Annotated in this window: 16 protein-coding genes; 15 read left to right on the forward strand and 1 reads right to left on the reverse strand. The window is 66.6% G+C overall.

What is annotated here, in order from left to right:
- Positions 1-250: 250 nt before the first annotated feature.
- From D000_RS0110245 to D000_RS0110280, 8 genes are all read left to right on the forward strand, one after another.
- Positions 251-1,510, forward strand: coding sequence for an OmpP1/FadL family transporter (locus D000_RS0110245; RefSeq protein ID WP_018873434.1), 1,260 nt, complete (start codon positions 251-253; stop codon positions 1,508-1,510).
- Positions 1,511-1,712: 202 nt separating this feature from the next.
- On the forward strand, positions 1,713-2,669 hold the full coding sequence (locus tag D000_RS0110250; RefSeq protein WP_018873435.1) for a hypothetical protein: 957 nt from the start codon (positions 1,713-1,715) through the stop codon (positions 2,667-2,669).
- Between the two features lie 155 nt (positions 2,670-2,824).
- Positions 2,825-3,256 (forward strand): hypothetical protein, encoded by a 432-nt coding sequence (locus tag D000_RS0110255; protein ID WP_018873436.1) that lies wholly within the window; start codon positions 2,825-2,827, stop codon positions 3,254-3,256.
- A 3-nt stretch (positions 3,257-3,259) separates the two neighbouring features.
- Positions 3,260-4,303 carry a lipoate--protein ligase family protein gene (locus D000_RS0110260; protein ID WP_018873437.1) on the forward strand — a complete coding sequence of 348 codons (1,044 nt, stop codon included), beginning with the start codon at positions 3,260-3,262 and terminating at the stop codon, positions 4,301-4,303.
- 56 nt (positions 4,304-4,359) lie between these two features.
- The gene (locus D000_RS0110265) at positions 4,360-4,743 is read left to right on the forward strand and encodes a hypothetical protein (RefSeq protein ID WP_018873438.1); all 384 of its coding nucleotides are present in this window, start codon (positions 4,360-4,362) and stop codon (positions 4,741-4,743) included.
- Positions 4,744-4,797: 54 nt separating this feature from the next.
- Positions 4,798-6,003, forward strand: a complete 1,206-nt coding sequence (gene proV / locus D000_RS0110270) for a glycine betaine/L-proline ABC transporter ATP-binding protein ProV (RefSeq protein ID WP_018873439.1) — start codon at positions 4,798-4,800, stop codon at positions 6,001-6,003.
- 1 nt (position 6,004) lies between these two features.
- Entirely contained in the window at positions 6,005-6,847 is an 843-nt protein-coding gene (locus D000_RS0110275) for a proline/glycine betaine ABC transporter permease (RefSeq protein WP_018873440.1), read from the forward strand.
- A gap of 45 nt (positions 6,848-6,892) precedes the next feature.
- Positions 6,893-7,762 carry a glycine betaine ABC transporter substrate-binding protein gene (locus D000_RS0110280; protein ID WP_018873441.1) on the forward strand — a complete coding sequence of 290 codons (870 nt, stop codon included), beginning with the start codon at positions 6,893-6,895 and terminating at the stop codon, positions 7,760-7,762.
- Positions 7,763-8,274: 512 nt separating this feature from the next.
- On the opposite strand, the gene D000_RS0110285 is transcribed toward D000_RS0110280, so the two are convergent.
- Entirely contained in the window at positions 8,275-8,592 is a 318-nt protein-coding gene (locus tag D000_RS0110285) for a hypothetical protein (RefSeq protein ID WP_018873442.1), read from the reverse strand.
- Positions 8,593-8,811: 219 nt separating this feature from the next.
- Between D000_RS0110285 and D000_RS0110290 the strand changes: the two genes are divergently transcribed.
- From D000_RS0110290 to ilvN, 7 genes are all read left to right on the forward strand, one after another.
- Positions 8,812-9,672, forward strand: coding sequence for a CbbQ/NirQ/NorQ/GpvN family protein (locus D000_RS0110290; protein ID WP_018873443.1), 861 nt, complete (start codon positions 8,812-8,814; stop codon positions 9,670-9,672).
- Positions 9,669-12,224: a VWA domain-containing protein gene (locus D000_RS0110295; RefSeq protein WP_018873444.1), complete on the forward strand. Its 2,556-nt coding sequence runs from the start codon at positions 9,669-9,671 to the stop codon at positions 12,222-12,224. Before D000_RS0110290 ends, D000_RS0110295 begins: the two co-directional genes overlap by 4 nt.
- Positions 12,221-13,441 (forward strand): acetoin utilization protein AcuC, encoded by a 1,221-nt coding sequence (locus D000_RS0110300; protein ID WP_018873445.1) that lies wholly within the window; start codon positions 12,221-12,223, stop codon positions 13,439-13,441. Before D000_RS0110295 ends, D000_RS0110300 begins: the two co-directional genes overlap by 4 nt.
- Before the next feature lie 140 nt (positions 13,442-13,581).
- The gene (locus tag D000_RS0110305; RefSeq protein ID WP_018873446.1) at positions 13,582-14,748 is read left to right on the forward strand and encodes an aldo/keto reductase; all 1,167 of its coding nucleotides are present in this window, start codon (positions 13,582-13,584) and stop codon (positions 14,746-14,748) included.
- Positions 14,749-14,897: 149 nt separating this feature from the next.
- Positions 14,898-16,481 (forward strand): DNA mismatch repair protein MutS, encoded by a 1,584-nt coding sequence (locus D000_RS0110310; protein ID WP_018873447.1) that lies wholly within the window; start codon positions 14,898-14,900, stop codon positions 16,479-16,481.
- Positions 16,482-16,806: 325 nt separating this feature from the next.
- On the forward strand, positions 16,807-18,525 hold the full coding sequence (gene ilvB / locus D000_RS0110315; RefSeq protein ID WP_018873448.1) for a biosynthetic-type acetolactate synthase large subunit: 1,719 nt from the start codon (positions 16,807-16,809) through the stop codon (positions 18,523-18,525).
- Between the two features lie 22 nt (positions 18,526-18,547).
- On the forward strand, positions 18,548-19,042 hold the full coding sequence (gene ilvN, locus D000_RS0110320; RefSeq protein ID WP_018867526.1) for an acetolactate synthase small subunit: 495 nt from the start codon (positions 18,548-18,550) through the stop codon (positions 19,040-19,042).
- Positions 19,043-19,079 lie beyond the last annotated feature (37 nt).

The raw sequence follows: 19,079 nt of genomic DNA on the forward strand, positions 1-19,079 counted from the left end.
GCAATCCCGGGGCTTTCGCACGTAAGGGGATCGATAAGACTTTTTGAATATTCAGGTTTCGAGCGGGGTTATCAAGGCCATTCCGACGAGTGCCCTTGAACACACCTGCCGAAAAACTCGCGACGCGGTCGGTCACCGTGGCGCGGGCCGTGGGGACACCACAAGACCGGACCGGCGGCAATACAAGGGGGCCGCGCGTAGCCGGGGTGTTCACACAACACAACAAGAAGACCACCAAAGGAGATACAAAATGGAAGCACGCATTATTCGCCGCAGCCTGGTGACGATCGCGGTCGGCCTGGCCATGGGCTCCGCCGGCGTCGCGCACGCCACCAATGGCTACTTCGCCCACGGCTACGGCACTAAGGCCAAGGGCATGGGCGGGGTCGGCATGGCCATCTCCCAGGACGCCTACGCACCCGCGATCAACCCCGCCGGTATCGCCGGCATGGAAAGCCGCATCGACGGTTCTCTGGCCTACTTCCGTCCCGAACGTTCCGTGACCTTTGAGGGCGCGCCCACTCTCGACAGCGATAGCAAGAGCTTCTTCATCCCGTCGATCGGTTATGTACAGCAGATTGACGAGAACCGCTCGTGGGGTATCGCGCTGATGGGGAATGGTGGTCTGAACACTGATTACCCTGCGATTCCCAACGAGGATCTGTGTGGTCCAGGTGGTACAGGGCTTTTTTGTGGAGGTGCTGCGGGAGTGAATCTTGAGCAGCTGGCGATCATCCCTACCTACGCGCAGAAGTTTGCTGACGGTCGCGTGAGCGTGGGCTTCAGTCCGATCATCAGTTACCAGCGTTTTAGCGCGAAGGGTTTGGACGGCCTCGCGGTATTGGATCCACGGGTGACCGATTCGGACAACTTTACGGGGCGCGGTACGGACACGACTTGGGGGTATGGCGGCCAGATTGGCTTCCAGGCAGAGATCGCGGATGGTGTGACCCTGGGTGGTAGCTATCGCTCCAAGATTCGTAATGGTGATTTCGACGACTATAGTGGCCTGTTTGCAGGGGGCGGCAGCTTCGATGTCCCTTCCACCTATGGTCTTGGGATCTCGGCCGATGTGACTCCAGCTGTGACTCTTAGTGCTGATTACGTTCGGATCAACTACTCCGACGTTGATGCGATCTCCAATCCGAGCACCAATGAAGCACCATTTGGCTCGGCCAACGGTCCGGGCTTTGGTTGGCGCGACATCAACATCATCAAGCTGGGTGCGCAGTTTGAAACCGGCAATGACTGGACCTGGCGTGTGGGCTACAACCGCGGCCAGAATCCGATTCGCTCCCGCGATGTTGCCTTGAACATCCTTGCGCCGGGTGTGATGGAAGATCATTTCACGGCCGGCTTTACCAAGAGCTTCGGTTCGCAGCACGAACTGAGCTTCGCGGCCATGTACGCACCTTCCAACAGCGTCACCGGGCCGACCCCGTTCGGGGCGGATGCGACCATCGAGATGAAGCAGTACGAGCTCGAGATCGGGTACGCGTACCGGTTCTGATCGCAGGGTCCGGGGCGGTCGTGTGACCGCACCGGGTTCCGGCGTCGCGCGCCCGGGAGTGGCGCGCCGGCCTTCGGGGGGAGGCCGGGCCGGCCAGGGATGGACGGGACGACCGGAGCTCGGTACGCGTCGGGGGGCGCGTTCCGGGCTTTTTTCTTCGAGCGTTCTGCTCGAACATTCAAAGTATTCAAAGGAGGATGCCATGCGAGCGATTCAATCCTTGCGCGGCTATGTACGTGCGGCCGGCATGATGACGGCGGTGGCGCTGTTCGCGGCCAGTCAGGCCGTGGCGGCGGACAGCTACCGTCCCTTCGTGCTGGCCTATACCGAGGCGGGCAGCGATGTCTCCGCCGAGGCGGCCAGCGTGCGGGAGCGTCTGGAGGGCGCGGATTTCCGCTTTCTGGGGGAATACCCGCTCAGTGACGAGCAGCACGTGATCGTGGTGACCCACGACGACCTGCTGGCGGTGGCCGGTTCCGAGGCCCGGGGCGGTTACATTGCCCCGGTGCGGGTGTCGGTGACGGCGGTCGATGGGCAGCTGCAGGTGAGCTACAACAACCTGGAGTACTTCCGGCACGCCTACCGTCTGGATGCACCAGTCTCCGGCGTCAGCGAACGCCTTGCCAGCACCCTGGGCGCCGAACGCGAGTTCGGCTCCGAGGATGGCAAGAGCCAGCGTGACCTGAACCGCTACCGCTACACGTTCGGCATGGAGCGCTTCGATGCGCCCTACGAGCTTGGCAGTCATGGCTCGCGTCGCGCGGCCCTGACCGAGCTGGACAGTAACCTGGGCAATCGGGTCGCGGGTGTCAGCGAGATCTACCGCGTGGATATCCCCGGGCAGGACGTGACCATGATCGGTGTCGCCGTGCGCGAGGCGGACGGGGCCGAGCAGGATGCGGCGGACCTCCACCAGCTCGGGATCGTGGACGTGGGCGAGTTCCGCCATACCGCGACGGTGCCGATCGAGATCATGGTGCGCGGCGGTGAGGTCGAGGCCCTGCACATGCGGTTCCGCAAGGCGCTGCACTTCCCGGACCTGCGCATGCTGGGCGACAACAGCTTCATGCGTCTGCGCAGTTCGCCGGGCGCGCTGGAATCGACCCTGCGTGCGGCGGCCGGATACGAGGAAGAAGAGGCCGACGGATTCGAGTGGTAATGCCCGTCGATTGACCAGGCGCCAGGGAATGGCGCAAGGGGCGTGCGGAAAGTCCGCGTGCCCCACTCAAGAACCCCGGTGCGCCGGGGTTTTTTTACGATCGGGGCGGGCAGTTGTTTTATGCTCCGGCAACACTTGCGGCAGGATGCACCCCCATGAAATCGATGAAGATCGCCAACATCGGCGAGATCCGGAACGAACTGAACAAGTACAAGAAGGGCAAGAAGCTCGATATCCACCAGTTCAACCAGGTGGCGCGCCTGGCCTGGCTGGGCAAGATCGTGATGCAGCCGCTGGACCTGGAAGATGCCGAGTGCAAGTCCTTCCTGGTCTACATCCAGGAGCCCGAGGAACTGGCGGCGCATTTTCTCGATACCGACCAGGAGCTGACCGGCGGTATCCATATCATCGACGGCGAGCAGGCCATGGCGATGGTCGAGATCATGCGCGGGGGGGTCGAGGAGCGCGCCAAGCTGTACGAGGATCTCTCGCGCAGCGATTTCTACTTCCGTTATTTCTACAAGCCTGGCACGGACGAGGAAAAGTCCGGCGATGCCGGGGGCGGACGGGATCCCGGCGAGGGCTGACCTTTGGTTGCATCGACGGTTGCCCCGGAGTGGATTGACGCCGGGGGCTGCTCCGCCGAGGAACTGCACGCGCTGTATGCCGGGCTGGCGAGCACAACGGCGCCAGACGCGCCGCCACGGGTGCTGTGGGCGCATGCGCTTGAGGCGCATGTCTCCGTGGGGGCCAGTCAGGATGCGGCGGCGGATCTCGATCTTGCGGCCTGTGCCCGCGCCGGCATCCCGGTCGTGCGGCGTCCGCTTGGCGGCGGTTCGGTCTGGGTGGATGCCGATCAGGCCTGTTTCTTTCTGATCCAGCCCCGCCATGTCCTCGCGCGAGGCCATCGCCACCTGTTCGCGATGGGGCTGGGGATCGCGATGGACGTGCTGCGCGACCTGGAGCTCGACGGTGTCGAGGCGCGCGGGCAGGACGTCTGGGTGCAGGGGCGCAAGATCATGGGTACCGGGGCCGCGACCCTGGACGAAGGCTGTGTCTTCGGCGCCAGTTTCCTGCGCCGGTTTCCGGTCGAGCGCTTCCTGGCCTGCGTGCACGCGCCCAGCGACGGCTATCGGGAGTGGCTGCTGCCGGCCCTCGAGTCGGGCATGACTGACTGCGCCCGCCAGTGCCCCGAGACCCCGGAGCCGGCGCGAATCGCCGCGACGCTGCGTGCGGTGCTGGAGCGGCGTTTCGGTGCCCCGGTGCGCCACTGGGAGCCGGATGCCGCCACGCGGGCGGGCTGGCTGGCAGCCGGGCGCGAGGAGCTCGCGGACCTGGCCGATGGCCAGGGCGCGCCGGCGGTGCGCAACGGTATCCGGGTGAACCGCGACAACCACGTCTTTGAAACTCGCGGTAGCTGCGGGCGCCTGCGTCTGCATGTGGAGGGTTCGCGCATCGCTCGCATCTGGTGCGAGGATCCTGCGATCACCGCAGTCCTCGAGAGCGCGCTGATCGGGGAGTCCCCGGAACGTCTGCGGGTGCGCTCGCGTCTGAGCGGTCGCCTGGCGGCACCGGTGGTGGACGAGATCAGCGCCCGGGTCGACGGGCTTTATCGCGGGATCGCGACCGCCTGACCCACCGCCCCTCCCGGTGCCGTCCGGGCCGATCGCACAGCAGCGGAGATATTCCCATGTCCGAACCAACCATCGAACGCCGCCTGGAGAAGCGCCTGATACTGATGACGCAGGACGCGGCACTGACCGAGCGTCTGCAGGCCCTGTTGCCGCCGGACTGGCAGCTGCACCGGGTGACCGATCTGGACACGCTGGGCCCCTGGAACGAGGTGCTGCTGTACCGGTTCCTGCTCCTGGACCTGGACGAGATCGAAGCCTTCGATCCGCTGGATGTGATCCGGATGCTGCGCATGGAATACCAGATCAACCTTCCGGTATTCTGTTTTGGCGGCGATCAGGATATCCAGGACGAGATGCGCCTGGCCCGCGCCGATCGCTTCTTCGGGCGCGACGAGATGATCGACAAGCTGCCCGAATTCATCCGCCAGTACGACTGGTAGCCCGGCCGGCCATGGGCCGGATCGCATGCCGCTGTGTTGCAGGGAGATCTGGGAATGGAACCCATCATTCGGGTGCGCGAGCTGTACAAGATCTTCGGCCCGAACCCGCAGGAAGGCCTGCGGTTGATCGAGGACGGGCTGGACAAGGACACCATCTTCGAGCGCACCGGCAACACCGTCGGCGTGAAGGACTGCAACCTCGACATCGTCGAGGGCGAGATCTTCGTGGTGATGGGGCTGTCCGGGTCGGGAAAATCCACCCTGGTGCGGTTGCTGAACCGCCTGATCGAGCCGACCGCGGGGACCGTCGAGGTCCGCGGACGCGATGTCACGCGCATGAGTCAGCGCGAGCTGATCCGGCTGCGCAGCGAGGACCTGGCGATGGTCTTCCAGTCCTTCGCGCTGATGCCGCACAAGACCGTGATCGACAATGCCGCGCTGGGCCTGGAGATCGCCGGAGTCGGCCGCGCGCGCCGCCGCGAACGGGCGCAACAGGCCCTGGAACAGGTGGGGCTCAAGGCGTATGCACGCAGCTACCCGGACGAGCTCTCCGGGGGCATGCAGCAGCGCGTGGGGCTGGCACGGGCCCTGGCCACCGACCCCGCCATCATGCTGATGGACGAGGCGTTCTCCGCGCTGGACCCGCTGATCCGGACCGAGATGCAGGATCGCCTGCTGGAGTTGCAGCGCGAGCACCGGCGCACCGTGGTCTTCATCTCCCATGACCTGGACGAGGCCATCCGCATCGGGGACCGCATTGCCATCATGCAGGGGGGCGAGGTGGTCCAGGTCGGGACACCCAAGGAAATCATCCTCGCGCCCGCCAACGAGTACGTACGCTCGTTCTTCCACGGGGTGGATATCACCCAGGTCTTCCAGGCCTGCGACATCATGGACAGCGAGAACATCCCGGTCCTCGCGCCGGACATTACCGTAGGCGAGGCCCGCGGCCGCATCGCGCGGGGTACGGGCAGCGAGGCCGTGGTGATCGATGCCGCCGGCCGCTTCCTGTCGGTGGTGCAGGCCAAGCGCCTGGGCGAGTTGACCGTGGACCGCCCGGCAAGCGAGGTCGCCGTCGAGGTGGAGCCGGTGACCGAAGAGACCCCGCTCGCGGACCTTCCGGGGCGCGCCGCGCGCAGTCCGGTATCCATTCCGGTGGTGGATGCGGAGGGGCATTTCCGGGGGCTGGTCACGCTGCCGCGGCTGGTCGAGGCGCTGGATCGCAACCGGGCGGCGGCCACCGCCCAGGGGGGGCAATAGCATGGAAGGGCGTATCAATATCCCCGTGGGCGACTGGATCGAGACCGCCGTCGACTGGATTCTCGACAATCTCGAACCGGGTCTGGACGGCATCGCCTGGTTCCTCGGGCTTCTGACCAATTCATTCGAAGGCGCCCTGCTGGCGATCCCGGCCTGGCTGCTGGTGCTGGCCCTGGTCGCGCTCAGCTGGTGGCGGGTCAGCTGGCGCTTCGGGCTGTTCGCCATCGTGGCGCTGGGGCTGATCCTGGGCATGGATCTCTGGGAGCCGACGATCAAGACCCTGTCGCTGGTGCTGGCCGCCACCGCCGTCGCGCTGGCGATCGGGATCCCGCTGGGGATCGCGATGGCACGCAGCGACTGGGTCGAGGCGTCGATCCGCCCGGTGCTGGACCTGATGCAGACTATGCCGCCGTTCGTGTATCTGATCCCGGCGGCAATCTTCTTCGGGCTCGGGACCGTGCCGGGGGCGATCGCCACGGTCGTGTTCTGCATGCCGCCGGTGGTGCGCCTGACCAACCTCGGTATCCGCCAGGTCAATCGGGAACAGATCGAGGCCGGCCTGGCGTTCGGTTGCAATCGGCGCCAGCTTCTGACCAAGATTCAGCTACCTCTGGCGATGCCCTCCATCATGGCGGGCATCAACCAGACCATCATGCTGGCGCTCTCCATGGTCGTGATCGCGTCGATGATCGGGGCCGGCGGGCTGGGCAACACCGTGCTCACCGGTATCCAGCGGCTCGATGTCGGGCTGGGCTTCGAGGGCGGCCTGGGGGTCGTCATCCTGGCCATCCTGCTCGACCGGATCACGCAGAGCGTGGGGCAGCGGCGCCGCGCGTCCGCGTGACGCGTGCCCCGGCCATCCGTTTCACTCGAAGGAAGGAGTAGCACGATGAACAAGACCGTGACCTCAACCCTGCTGGGCGGCGTGCTGGCCGCTTCCATGAGCCTGTCCGCGGCTCAGGCCGACGACATCCAGATCGGCTGGACCGCCTGGTCCGATGCCGAGTTCGTAACCAAACTGGCCGAGCGCGTGATCGAGGACGAACTCGGCTATTCGGTGGATCTCGTCCAGACCGACATCGCCCCGCAGTACCAGGGGCTGGCCTCCGGCGACATCGACCTGATGCTGATGGCCTGGCTGCCGGGGACTCACGAGGACTACATGGAGCGGGTCGGCCAGGACGTGGTGAATCTGGGCCCGCTGTATGGCAACGCCCGCCTTGGCTGGGCGGTTCCGGACTACATCCCCGAAGACGAACTGAGCTCGATCACGGATCTGAAAAAGGACGAGGTGCGCGATCGGCTGGATGGCCGTATCACCGGCATTGATCCGGGCGCCGGTCTGACGCGGCTGTCCGAGCGAGCCCTTGAGACCTACGACCTGGACGGCTACAGCCTGCAGATTTCCTCCGGGGCGGGCATGACCTCCGCGCTGGATCGCGCGATCCGGCGTGACGAGTGGATCGTGGTCACCGGCTGGAGCCCGCACTGGAAGTTCGGTGCCTACGAGCTGCGCTATCTGGAAGACCCGGAAGAGGCTCTGGGCGGTTTCGAGCGCATTCACGCCCTGGCGCGCGAGGGATTTGCCGAGGAGTACCACGACGTGGCCATGATGATCTCGCGCATGCACCTGAATCTGGATGTGCTGGAAGAGGCGATGTTCTACGCCCAGGAGAACTCCTACGAGGAGGCGGTGGATCGCTTTATCGAGGACCATCCGCAGTACATCGCGTACTGGGTGAGCGGCGAGATCGACTGATCGGCGCAGCAGTTGCGCCACCCGAAAGCCCCGCCCCGGCGGGGCTTTCTTCGTCTGGGGTTCCAACCCCTGTTTCACCACGAAGCACACGCAGGCACGAAGAAGGCAGAGGCGATGGCGCCACGGAGGAGGCGGAGGGCGTGGAGAACACCGATGCGGTTGGACGGGCGATTCGCCGAGCAGGCTGGTTCCGTCGTCGGGATTCCCGGATCCCCTTGCAGACAGCCCCCGCGATCGTGGAGGTCCCGGAAACCGCGTAGCGGTTATCCGGGATCTCCGCCGCTGGAACCGATCCGGGCGTCGGGAGTCTCGCCCGGGAGATCCCGGCTCTTCGCTGCGCTGCGGCCGGGATGACTCGAGGGGGCTGCGGCAGGGATGACGTGGAGAAGCGTACGGCCGGGGTGGCAAGGGAGGGGGCGGTGGGGGCCTGAACGCGAAAAGGCCCCGGGCGGTCGCCGCGGGGCCTTCGAGTGGTGCACCCCCGGGACAGGTCGGGGTGGGGCAATCCGGGATCAGCCGATCCAGGCGTGCTCCAGCACATCGATGCGCACCTTCTCGTGGAAGGTCTCGCCATTGCCTTCGATCACCAGGTCACCGACACGGGTGCCGGCGGTGTCGAAGCTGAACTTGCAGTCGAAGGTGCCGGGCAGGGACACGCTGCTCTCGCACAGGGTTTCGCCTTCCACCGAGAACTTGCAGCTGGCGGTGCCGGAGCCGTTCAGCAGGGCCTGCACCCGGAATTCCTCGTTCACCGGACGGCGGTACACGTTCGGGTCGCGGTTCGGGTTGTACTGCAGGTTGTTCAGCTTGACGAGTTTGACAAGTTTCATACCGGGTCCTCTGTTGAAGCGCTGAATCCGAGTGATGGCGCCTTCGCACGCCTAACCCCGCCGCGGTGGGGCATTTGGTTCATGCAAGTGCGCAGGTTCGATAGAATATAAACGCCGAATGATACAACAAAGCCTGCGCGAACACGATTGGCGGCCCGCCCAGCGCGCTGGAGGGTAACGCCGCTTACGCGCGTACACCAGACCCTGCCCGGAGATTCCATGAAGAACCTGATCAACCGCATCCGCGGTGTGGAACGCGACGTCATCGAAAAGCCCGGCGACGCCGGCGATGCCCCCTTCTACCGGCCGCAGGGCGACGAGATCGAGATCTTCAAGGCGGCCTATTCCAAGCGCCTGCCGGTGATGCTCAAGGGCCCGACCGGCTGCGGCAAGACCCGCTTTCTGGAGCACGTCGCGCACACCCTCGGCCAGCCGCTGGTCACCGTCTCCTGCCACGAGGACCTGACCAGCTCCGACCTGGTCGGGCGCTTCCTGCTGGAGGGCGAGGAGACCGTCTGGCAGGACGGGCCGCTGACCCGTTCGGTCAAGGAGGGTGCGATCTGCTATCTCGACGAGATCGTCGAGGCACGCACCGACACCACCGTGGTCATCCACCCGTTGACCGACCATCGTCGCCAGCTGCCGCTGGACAAGAAGTCCCAGATCATCGACGCGCACGAGGACTTCATGCTGGTGATCTCCTACAACCCTGGCTACCAGACGGTGCTGAAGGACCTGAAGCCCTCGACCAAGCAACGCTTCGTCGGCATCCACTTCGACTACCCCGCCGAGGACGTCGAACGCGAGATCGTGGCCAAGGAATCCGGTGGCCTGGATGCCGATCGCGTGGAAAAACTGGTCGCGGCAGGGCGCAAGGCGCGGGCCCTGAAGGACCACGGACTGGAAGAGGCGACCTCTACCCGTGCGCTGGCCTATGCCGGCGAGCTGATGCAGGCGGGGCTGAGCCCGCGCGTGGCCTGCCGCGCCGCGATGATCGCCCCGATCACCGATGATCCCGAGCTGATCCAGGCGCTGGAAGAGATCTTCGACGCCCACTTCCCCGAGTCCGAAGCCGCGTGAGCGATACCGCGACCAACGGCGGCGCGAAACCGGAGGCGGAAGAACTCGTCGAGATCGAGGAGATCCTCCAGCACCTGGAGGACATCAGCTTCGTCGCCCACCGCGACACGAAGGAAGCCCTGCCGGCCATCCGCCCGTTTGGCGCCACCATTGCGCGGCGCTGGATCGAGACGGCCCGCGACCTGTTCTTCCATGACCGGGAGTCGGGCAAGAGCTTCATGCGCCACTCGGCGCGGCTCGCCGAACACATGCAGACGGTGGAGCTGTGGCTGGAGCAGGCGGCCCGCTTCAAGGAGTGGGTCAACTCCAACTATGCCCTGGAAGGCTTCATGGCCCAGGCCGATCGCGTGTATGCGGCCTGGGGCGAGGCCGGCGAGCGCGAGTGGGCCGAGATTGGCCTGCGCTGGTGCGCGCGCAGCCTGCCGGATGCCCGGGCCTATTTCGAGACCGACTTCGAGAAGCTCGCCGGCGGGCGTGGAATCGACGGCCTGCGGGCGCTGATCGAGCCGGCCGAGACCCTGTTCGACGAACGCGGCCTGACCCTGGACGCCTACCTCGAGGGCGCGCCGATTGCCCGTAATCTGGTCGGTGACCAGGGCCTGCTGTCCTGGGCGCGGCGCGGCGCGGACCTGCTGAAGGCCGGGCGCTCGCGCGGCGAGGCCTATTTCCGCCTGGAGAGCGACGAGAGCCTGAAGCTGTTGCTGGAGGCGTTGCCGGGCTTTCGCCCGCGCATGCACGGGCGCTTCCTGCGCCTGGTGCTGATGGCCTGGCTGGACGCCGATATCCCGCTGGCCGATTCCAGCTGGAAGCCGGGCGAGGGCCGCCCGATGCTCGAGACCGACGGCCGGCGGCTGTTTATGCCGGCGGTGATGGACTCGCGCGAGGAGGCGATCGTCGCCACCCAGCACGCGGCCGCGCATCTGGCCTTCGATACCTATGCGCACGCCGACGTCGAGCGTCTGTTCGAGCGCGCCGGGGCCGAGCACCCGCCGCTGGATGACCGCTCGCGCATCACCTGGCGCCCGCTGTTCGCATCATTCGAGGCGCGCATGTTCCGTTTCCAGGTGCTGTTCGACCTGGCCGAGGACCTGCGCGTGAACGCGCGCCTGGCCCCGCGCATCCCGAACTTCCTGCCGCGCCTGGTGGCGCTGGCCGAGGCCCATGAGCGCCCGGAGGGCGCGGCCGGCGTCTATTACGACTTCGCGCTGAAGGCTCATCAGGCCCTGCTGCGGGGCGAGGCGCAGGACCCGCGTCTGGCGCGCGTACTGGAGCCGGACGCGGATGTGGTCACCGCCTGGGCAGTCGGCGAGGAGCTGTTTGCCGACGACGCCTTCCCCGAGATCACCATCGAGGAGCGCGCCGAGGCCTATCTGCCCGGGCTGTCGCTGAACCAGTCGCTGCCGGTGTATCCGCAGCGCAAACGCGACGGCAGCCTGGCCGACTTCCGCGACCACGAGGCGCACGACGAGCACAAGTTCGAGCACCAGAAACAGGAGGAACAGCCGCAGCAGGCCCCGGAGCAGGCGCAGAAGGACCCGGACGCCGACATCCAGACCCCGCAGCAGGAGACCTCCGGCACCGGCGGGCGCATTGGCACCGGTATCCCGCAGCCGGCGCAGGTGGCCAAGCGCGCCGCTCCCTACACCCCGCGCAAGGACGGCATCCCGTATCCGGAATGGGACTACCGCGAGCAGCGCTATATCTCCGACTGGGTGAATCTCTACGAGCGGGTGCTGGACGACGAAAACCCGGAGCTGGCGGCCACCATCCTGTCGGAGAATGCCGATACCCTGAAGCGCCTGACCCGCGGCCTGGAGATGCAGCGCCCGATGCGTCTGGCGCCGCAGCGCAAGCAGATGGACGGCGACGAGCTCGACACCGAGGCAGTGATCGACTTCATCGCCGACAAGAAGGCGGGGCTGTCGCCGAAGGCCTTCATCTACCGCCGCCGTGCGGTGCAGCACCGCGATACCGGGGTGCTGATGCTGGCGGACATGTCCACCTCGATCATGGCGCGTCACCCGGGCGGGCAGGGCAAGATCGTCGACCGCGTGCGCGAGGGCATGATGCTGTTCGCCGAGGCGATCGAGAAGGTCGGCGACCCCTATGCGATCTCCGGCTTCGCCTCCAAGCAGCGCGACCAGGTCAATTACTACTGGCTGAAGGACTTCAACGAGGACCTGAACGACACGGTCCGCGCCCGCATCGCCGGGGTGTCCGGGCGCCTGGCCTCGCGTATGGGTGCGGGCATCCGCCACTCGCTGGAGGCGTTCCGGCGCAGCTCGGCCCAGCGCCGTTTGCTGCTGATCCTGTCCGACGGCCGCCCGGCGGACTACGACGACGGCGGCGACCAGCGCTACCTGCACGAGGACACGCGCATGGCGATGAAGGAGGCGGTGGACGCCGGCGTCCACCCGTTCTGCATCACCCTGGACCCGTCCGGCTCCGAGTACCTGCCGGCGATCTTCGGTCCCGGTCACTACACCATCATCGACCACGTGGACGAGCTGCCGCGCCGTCTGCCCGAGATCTACCTGAGGCTGCGCCAGTGAGTGCCACCCCCGAAGCCCTCGATGCATCCACCGGGGCCGCGGCCCGGCACCCGGAGCCGGCCCGCCGTCATGCCACGCTGCTGCATGCCCCGCGCTATCGCGGCCACAGCTACGGCGACAACCACCCGCTCGGGATCCCGCGCGTCTCGCTGACGATCGACCTGATCGAGGCCTATGACGCGATCACGCCGCAGGAGATGGCGGTCACCCGCCGTGCCCAGCCGGCCGAGCTCGAGTGGTTCCACACCCGCGAATACGTGGCCGCGATGCAGCGCGCCGAGGCGCTGGGCAAGGTCTTCCAGCGCTACCGCGACCGCCACAACATCGGCAATTTCGAGAACCCGTTCTTCGCCGGTTTCTTCGCTACCCCGGCCACCGCCACCTGGGGCTCCATCCAGGGTGCCGAGGTGGTGCTGGACGGGCGCATGGCCTTCAACCCGGCCGGTGGCATGCACCACGCCGCACCCGACCAGGCGCGCGGCTTCTGCTACTTCAACGACCCGGCACTGGCGATCCTGCGCCTGCGCCAGGCCGGGCAGCGTGTGCTGTATCTGGATATTGACGCCCACCACGGCGACGGGGTCGAGGCCGCGTTCACCGACGACCCGGACGTGCTCACCGTCTCCCTGCACATGGACACCGAATACGGCTACCCCTTCGAGGGCGGCCGCATCGAGGACACCGGACCGCTGGGCAACGCCGTGAACCTGCCGCTGCCCAAGGAGACCAACGACAGCGAGTTCCGCGCCGCCTTCACGGCCGTCTGGGAGGCCGTGCGCACCCGCTGGCAGCCGGATGCGGTCGTGGTCCAGGCCGGTACCGATGCGCTGCTGCCGGACCCGCTCGGCAAGTTCGGCATCTCCACCCAGTGCTTCCTCGCCTGCATCGACGACGTGATCGAGACCAGCCCGCGCCACGCCGACGGCACGCCGAAGCTCCTGGTCCTGGGTGGCGGTGGCTACCACCCGCTGGCGCTGGCGCGCTGCTGGACCGGGGTCTGGGCCCTGCTGACCGGTCGCGAGCTCCCCGCCGCAATCCCGGAGCCCGGCCAGGCCCTGCTGCGCGAGGTCGACTGGGACATGGACGAGGAGGAGGACTGGTACGAGAACCTGTTCGTCTCCCGCCTCGACGCCGACCGCTCGGGCCCGGTCCGTTCTGAACTCAACGCCCGCCTGGAGCACCTTTTAGCCACGCATCCTTTGTTCGCCCAAGGCTGACTGCGGCGGAGTGAGGCGGGGTGGGAGTAGCCCGGCCCGCCTGCGGGTTTTCGCAAATCCCGTCGGCTGACGTAGGATTTCACAGCTTGCAGGCTGGGGGGCACCCGGTCGGTACGACGTCTGATCGAGCGAGGAGACGCATGGAGTCCGAGCAGAAACTGATACCCGGATACGCCAACGCCAAGGCAACGCGCCGCTACGCGGAGCAGTTCGTGGCCGAGGGCAAGGCCGTCGAGGGGCATTACAGCGAGTTCTCGCGCGCGAAGATGCGCCTGTCGAGCCTCGGCATCGGCACCTTCGGCGGCGCGGCCACCGCCGAGGTGGACGCGCAGATCGCCGCGATCGTCGCGCGCGGGCTGGCCGAAGGTATCAACGTGGTGGATACCGGCGCGCACTACCGGTACGGGCGCTCGCTGGCGGCCGTCGGGGCGGGCGTGCGTACCGCGCTGGAGGCCGGGGTCCCGCGCGAGGCGATGTTCCTGATCTCCAAGGGCGGCTTCCTGACGCTGCGCGGCGGGCCGCCGGAGGACATGGAGGCATGGTTTCAGCGCGAGATCGAGTCCCAGGGCATGGGGACGAAGGACGATCTGGCCAAGGGCGCGCACCTGCTGACGCCGGAATACATCCACTACCAGATGGAGCTGTCGCGCTCGCTGATGGGGGTGGAGACGCTGGATGCCTTCATCATCGACCAGCCCGAGGTGCACATCCACGAGATCGGCAAGGAAGCGACCAACCGCAAGCTGGAGCCGGTGTTCGAGGTGCTGGAGCGGGCCGCGCGCGAGAAGAAGATCCGCGCCTACGGCATCTCCACCTTCGAGGGCTTCCGCGAGGAGACCGATGCCGCGGTGTTCCAGTCGCTGACCTCGATGCAGGGGCTGGCCGAGCGCGCCGCGCAGACCGTCACCGGCGACGACCATGCCCGGCATCACTTCAAGATCGCGATGCTGCCGTTCAACCAGGTGATGCTGGAGGGGTTTACCCGCTTCAACACCGCCACCGGGCAGGGCAACGTGGCGAGCCCGTTGCAGGCGGCACACCAGCTCGAGGTGTACATGATTGCCTCGCACTCCATGCTCAAGGGGCACCTGGCGCAGCAGTCGGTGGATGTGGTCGAGCAGCAGCTGGCCAGCCTGCCCAACCCGGCCCAGCGTGCCATGCAGTTCAACCGTTCCACGCCGGGGCTGGGCACCTCGCTGGTCGGCATGAGCACGCCGGCACACCTGGACGACATGCTGGCGGTGATGCGCGAGCCGATCATGGACAAAAAGGCCTACCTCGGCATGTTCCAGAAGGCCGAGGACTAAGCCGGGGCCGGGTCTTGCCCTCGTGGGAGCCGGCTTGCCGGCGAAGCCCCTGCCTGTATCCGGCTTTGGCAGGGGCTTCGCGTGCAAGCACGCTCTCACAGGGTCCCGGACCTTGGCTGCGATAGAGAATTCACGCACAAGGGTATGCCATGCAGGTTGATCTGAAGGCCCTCGAATTTCCCGCGATCCAGCGCCTGCTGGAACGCCTGACCGCCACCCCCTACGGTGCCGATGCCGCGCGCGGCCTGGAGCCGGCGCCGAACCTGGATGCCGCTCGGGCCCTGCAGAAGGCGGTAACCGTCGCGCGCCAGCGTCTGGATGCCGGCACCCTGCCGCGGCTGGGGCAGCTGCCGGACGTGCGTGCCGCGCTGCGCCAGGCGGCCAACCCCGGTGCCGCCCTGCCGGTGCAGGCGCTGCACAACCTGCAGACCATTATGCGCAGTGCCCGCGAACTGGCGGACCAGCTCGCCGATACGCCGGAGATCTACCCGGCGGACCTGAACAAGCTGTATCCGCCCCAGGCGCTGGAGCAACGCCTGTCGGCCTGCCTGAACCCCGGGGGTTCGCTGCGCGAGGATGCCAGCCCGCCGCTGGTCGAGGCCTTCGGTGAGCGCAATCGCCTGCGCGACGAGGTCGAGGCGGTGGTGAAGAAGCGTCTGGTCGCCTCCGACGTGGCGCAAAAGGGCGAGGATGCCCTGAAGGTGCAGTGGCATCAGGAGCGTGCGGTGATGGTGCTGCGCGGCGAGGCCGCGAATGCGGTCAAGGGCGTGCGCCGCGGCACCGCGATGGGCGGGCGCGACCAGATCATCGAGCCGATCGAGGCGGTGCCGCTGAACAACCAGCTGGATACCGTGAATGGCCAGATCAACACCGAACAGCAGCGCTTGCTGCGCGAGCTGACCGACCACGTGCGCGACCATGGCGAGGCGCTGGAGCTGATGCTGACCGCGCTGACCTGGATCGACCTGGCCGCCGCTGCCGCGCAGCTCTCCGCGCAGATGAACGCGCATGCCCCGGCGTTGGAGGATACGGCCGGGGTGGAGCTGGTCGAGGCCTACCACCCGCTACTGCTGTTGCAGTTTGCCGAGGGCAATGGCCCGCAGCCGGTGCCGCTGTCGATCCGGCTGGACGAGCGGCAGCCGCTGCTGCTGATTACCGGCCCCAATACCGGCGGCAAGACCGTCGCCTTGAAGACGCTCGGCCTGCTGGTCACCATGGCCTGGTGCGGTCTGCACATCCCCGCGGAGGGCGACTGCCGGATCGGCCGTTTCGATCAGGTGATGGTGGACGTGGGGGATCACCAGAGCCTGTTCCATCACCTGTCCACCTTTGCCGGGCATGTCGAGGTGCTCAAGCGCATCCTCGAACACGCCGGGGCAGACAGCCTGATCCTGCTGGACGAGCTCGGCACCGGCACCGACCCCGACGAAGGCGCGGCGCTGGCGATGGCGATGCTGGACGAGCTGCGTGCCCGCGGCACCCGCGGGATCGTGAACACCCACCTCGCGCCGCTGAAGGACTATGCCGCGCAGCACGAAGGCATCGTCAACGCCTCCATGCAGTTCGATGCCGAGACCCTGTCGCCGACCTATCGCCTGCTGATCGGCGAGCCGGGGGTCTCCTTCGGTTTGACCATCGCGGAGAAGAACGGCCTGCCGCCGGCGCTGGTCGCCCGCGCCCGTGAACACTTCGCCGAGCTGCCCACCGCGCAGGCCGGGGGCGAGCACAGCTGACCTGCGGTGTCGGCTCGGTCCGGCGCCGGGGCCGCCCAAAAAGATCGCCACGTCGCTGCGCTCCTCGCGATGACGGTGCTCGCAACCCTGTCATGAAGAGGCCCCGCCGGGGCCGTGGCCATCTCTGGGCGAACCCCGACACGGGTTGCGGCAGGCGCCGGGGCTGGCGGTCGGGTCTGCCGCGCCGCTGTAGGAATCGCACTGATTTCGCGCGTCATGGCGTGAAATGGGGGCGATTTCATATTACGATGGTGGGCTATTTTGATTCTTGGTGCGTGATCGCCCGACGATCGTGCATCAGCCCCCGGTAAGGAAGTCGACCATCATGTCCGAGACCGCAAGTTCCTCCACCGCCATCACCGGCGCCGAAATCTTCTGCCGCAGCCTGCAGGCCGAGGGTGTCGAGGTCGTATTCGGGTATCCCGGTGGTGCAGTACTGCACATCTATGATGCGCTGTACCGGCAGGACAAGGTCTCGCACGTACTGGTGCGCCACGAGCAGGGTGCGGTACATGCGGCCGAGGGCTATGCCAAGTCCTGCGACAAGCCCGGCGTGGCGCTGGTGACCTCGGGCCCCGGCGCGACCAACGCGATCACCGGGATCGCCGACGCCTACATGGATTCCGTGCCGCTGGTGGTATTCACCGGCCAGGTGCCGACCAGCCTGATCGGCAATGATGCCTTCCAGGAGGTCGACACCGTGGGGATCACGCGTCCCTGCGTGAAGCACAACTTCCTGGTCAAGGACGTGAAGGAACTGGCGACCACCATCAAGAAGGCCTTCTACGTGGCGACCACCGGTCGCCCCGGCCCGGTGGTGGTGGACATCCCGAAGGACGTGACCGCGGACAGCTGCGAATTCGAGTACCCGGAGAGCATCCGCATGCGCTCCTACAACCCGACTTCGAAGGGGCACACCGGCCAGATCCGCAAGGCGGTGGAGCTGATCCTGTCGGCGAAGCAGCCGATGATCTACACCGGTGGCGGCGTGATCCTCGGCAAGGGTTCCGAGGCGCTGACGGAGTTCACCCGCAAGCTGGGCTATCCGATCACCAATACCCTGATGGGGCTGGGCGGCTACCCGGCGTCGGACAAGCAGTTCCTCGGCATGCTCGGCATGCACGGGACCTACGAGGCCAACATGGCCATGCACCACGCGGACGTGCTGATCGCCATTGGCGCGCGCTTCGACGACCGCGTGACCGGCAACATCGAGAAGTTCTGCCCGCACGCGAAGATCGTGCATGTGGATGTCGATCCGTCCTCGATCTCCAAGAACGTGAAGGTGGACGTGCCGATCGTCGGTGAAGTGGAGCCGGTGCTGCGCGAGCTGATCAAGGGGCTGAACGAGAACGGCGGCAAGCCGGATGCCGAGGCCCTCGCCACCTGGTGGAAGCAGATCGAGGAATGGCAGGCGCAGGACTGCCTGAAGTACGACCAGAGTTCGGAGCTGATCAAGCCGCAGTACGTGGTGCAGAAGTTCTGGGAGCTGACCCAGGGCGAGGCCTTCGTGACCTCGGATGTCGGCCAGCACCAGATGTGGGCCGCGCAGTTCTACCGCTTCGACAAGCCGAACCGCTGGATCAACTCCGGCGGCCTGGGCACGATGGGCGTGGGTCTGCCGTTCGCGATGGGCGTGCAGTTCGCGCACCCGGACGCGACGGTGGGCTGCATCACCGGCGAGGCCAGCATCCAGATGTGCATCCAGGAACTGTCCACCTGCTTCCAGTACCAGCTGCCGCTGAAGATCCTGAACCTGAACAACCGCTACCTGGGCATGGTCCGGCAGTGGCAGGAGTTCTTCTATCAGGGGCGCTACGCGATGTCCTACATGGATGCGCTGCCGGACTTCGTGAAGCTGGCCGAGGCCTATGGTCATGTCGGCATCCAGGTCACCCAGCCCGGAGACGTCGAGGGTGCGATCAAGGAGGCCCTGGCGCAGAAGGAGCGCCTGGTGTTCCTGGACTTCATCACCGACCAGTCCGAGAACGTGTATCCAATGATCCCGGCCGGTGCTGGCCAGAACGAGATGATCCTGGTCTGAGCCGGGTACAGGGAATAGCCGTATGCGTCATATCATCAGTGTCCTGCTGGAAAACGAAGCCGGTGCCCTCTCGCGGGTGGCCGGGCTGTTCTCCGCGCGTGGCTACAACATCGAATCGCTGACCGTCGCGCCGACCGACGACCCGTCGCTGTCGCGCATGACCATCGTCACCAGTGGTTCCGACGAGATCGTCGAGCAGATCACCAAGCAGCTGAACAAGCTGATCGACGTAATCAAGCTGCTGGACATGACCGCCTATCCGCACATCGAGCGCGAGATGGCGCTGGTCAAGGTCCGCGTGCCGGAGGCCGCCGACCGCGAGGAGGCGAAACGCCTGGCGGATATCTTCCGCGGCCGCATCATCGACGTGACCCACGACACCTATGTCGTCGAGATCACCGGCGAGGGCTCCAAGCTGGATGCCTTCCTCGAGGCACTGCAGCCGTTCCCGGTGCTGGAGGTCGTGCGCTCCGGCGTCATGGGCATCGCGCGGGGCGACGTCAGCCTGCAAATCTGAATCCCCGGGTCCGGCGCTGCCTGCGGCGCCGGACCCG

Origin of the sequence: Thioalkalivibrio sp. ALJ16 (assembly GCF_000377345.1) — a bacterium.
GTDB lineage: Bacteria > Pseudomonadota > Gammaproteobacteria > Ectothiorhodospirales > Ectothiorhodospiraceae > Thioalkalivibrio.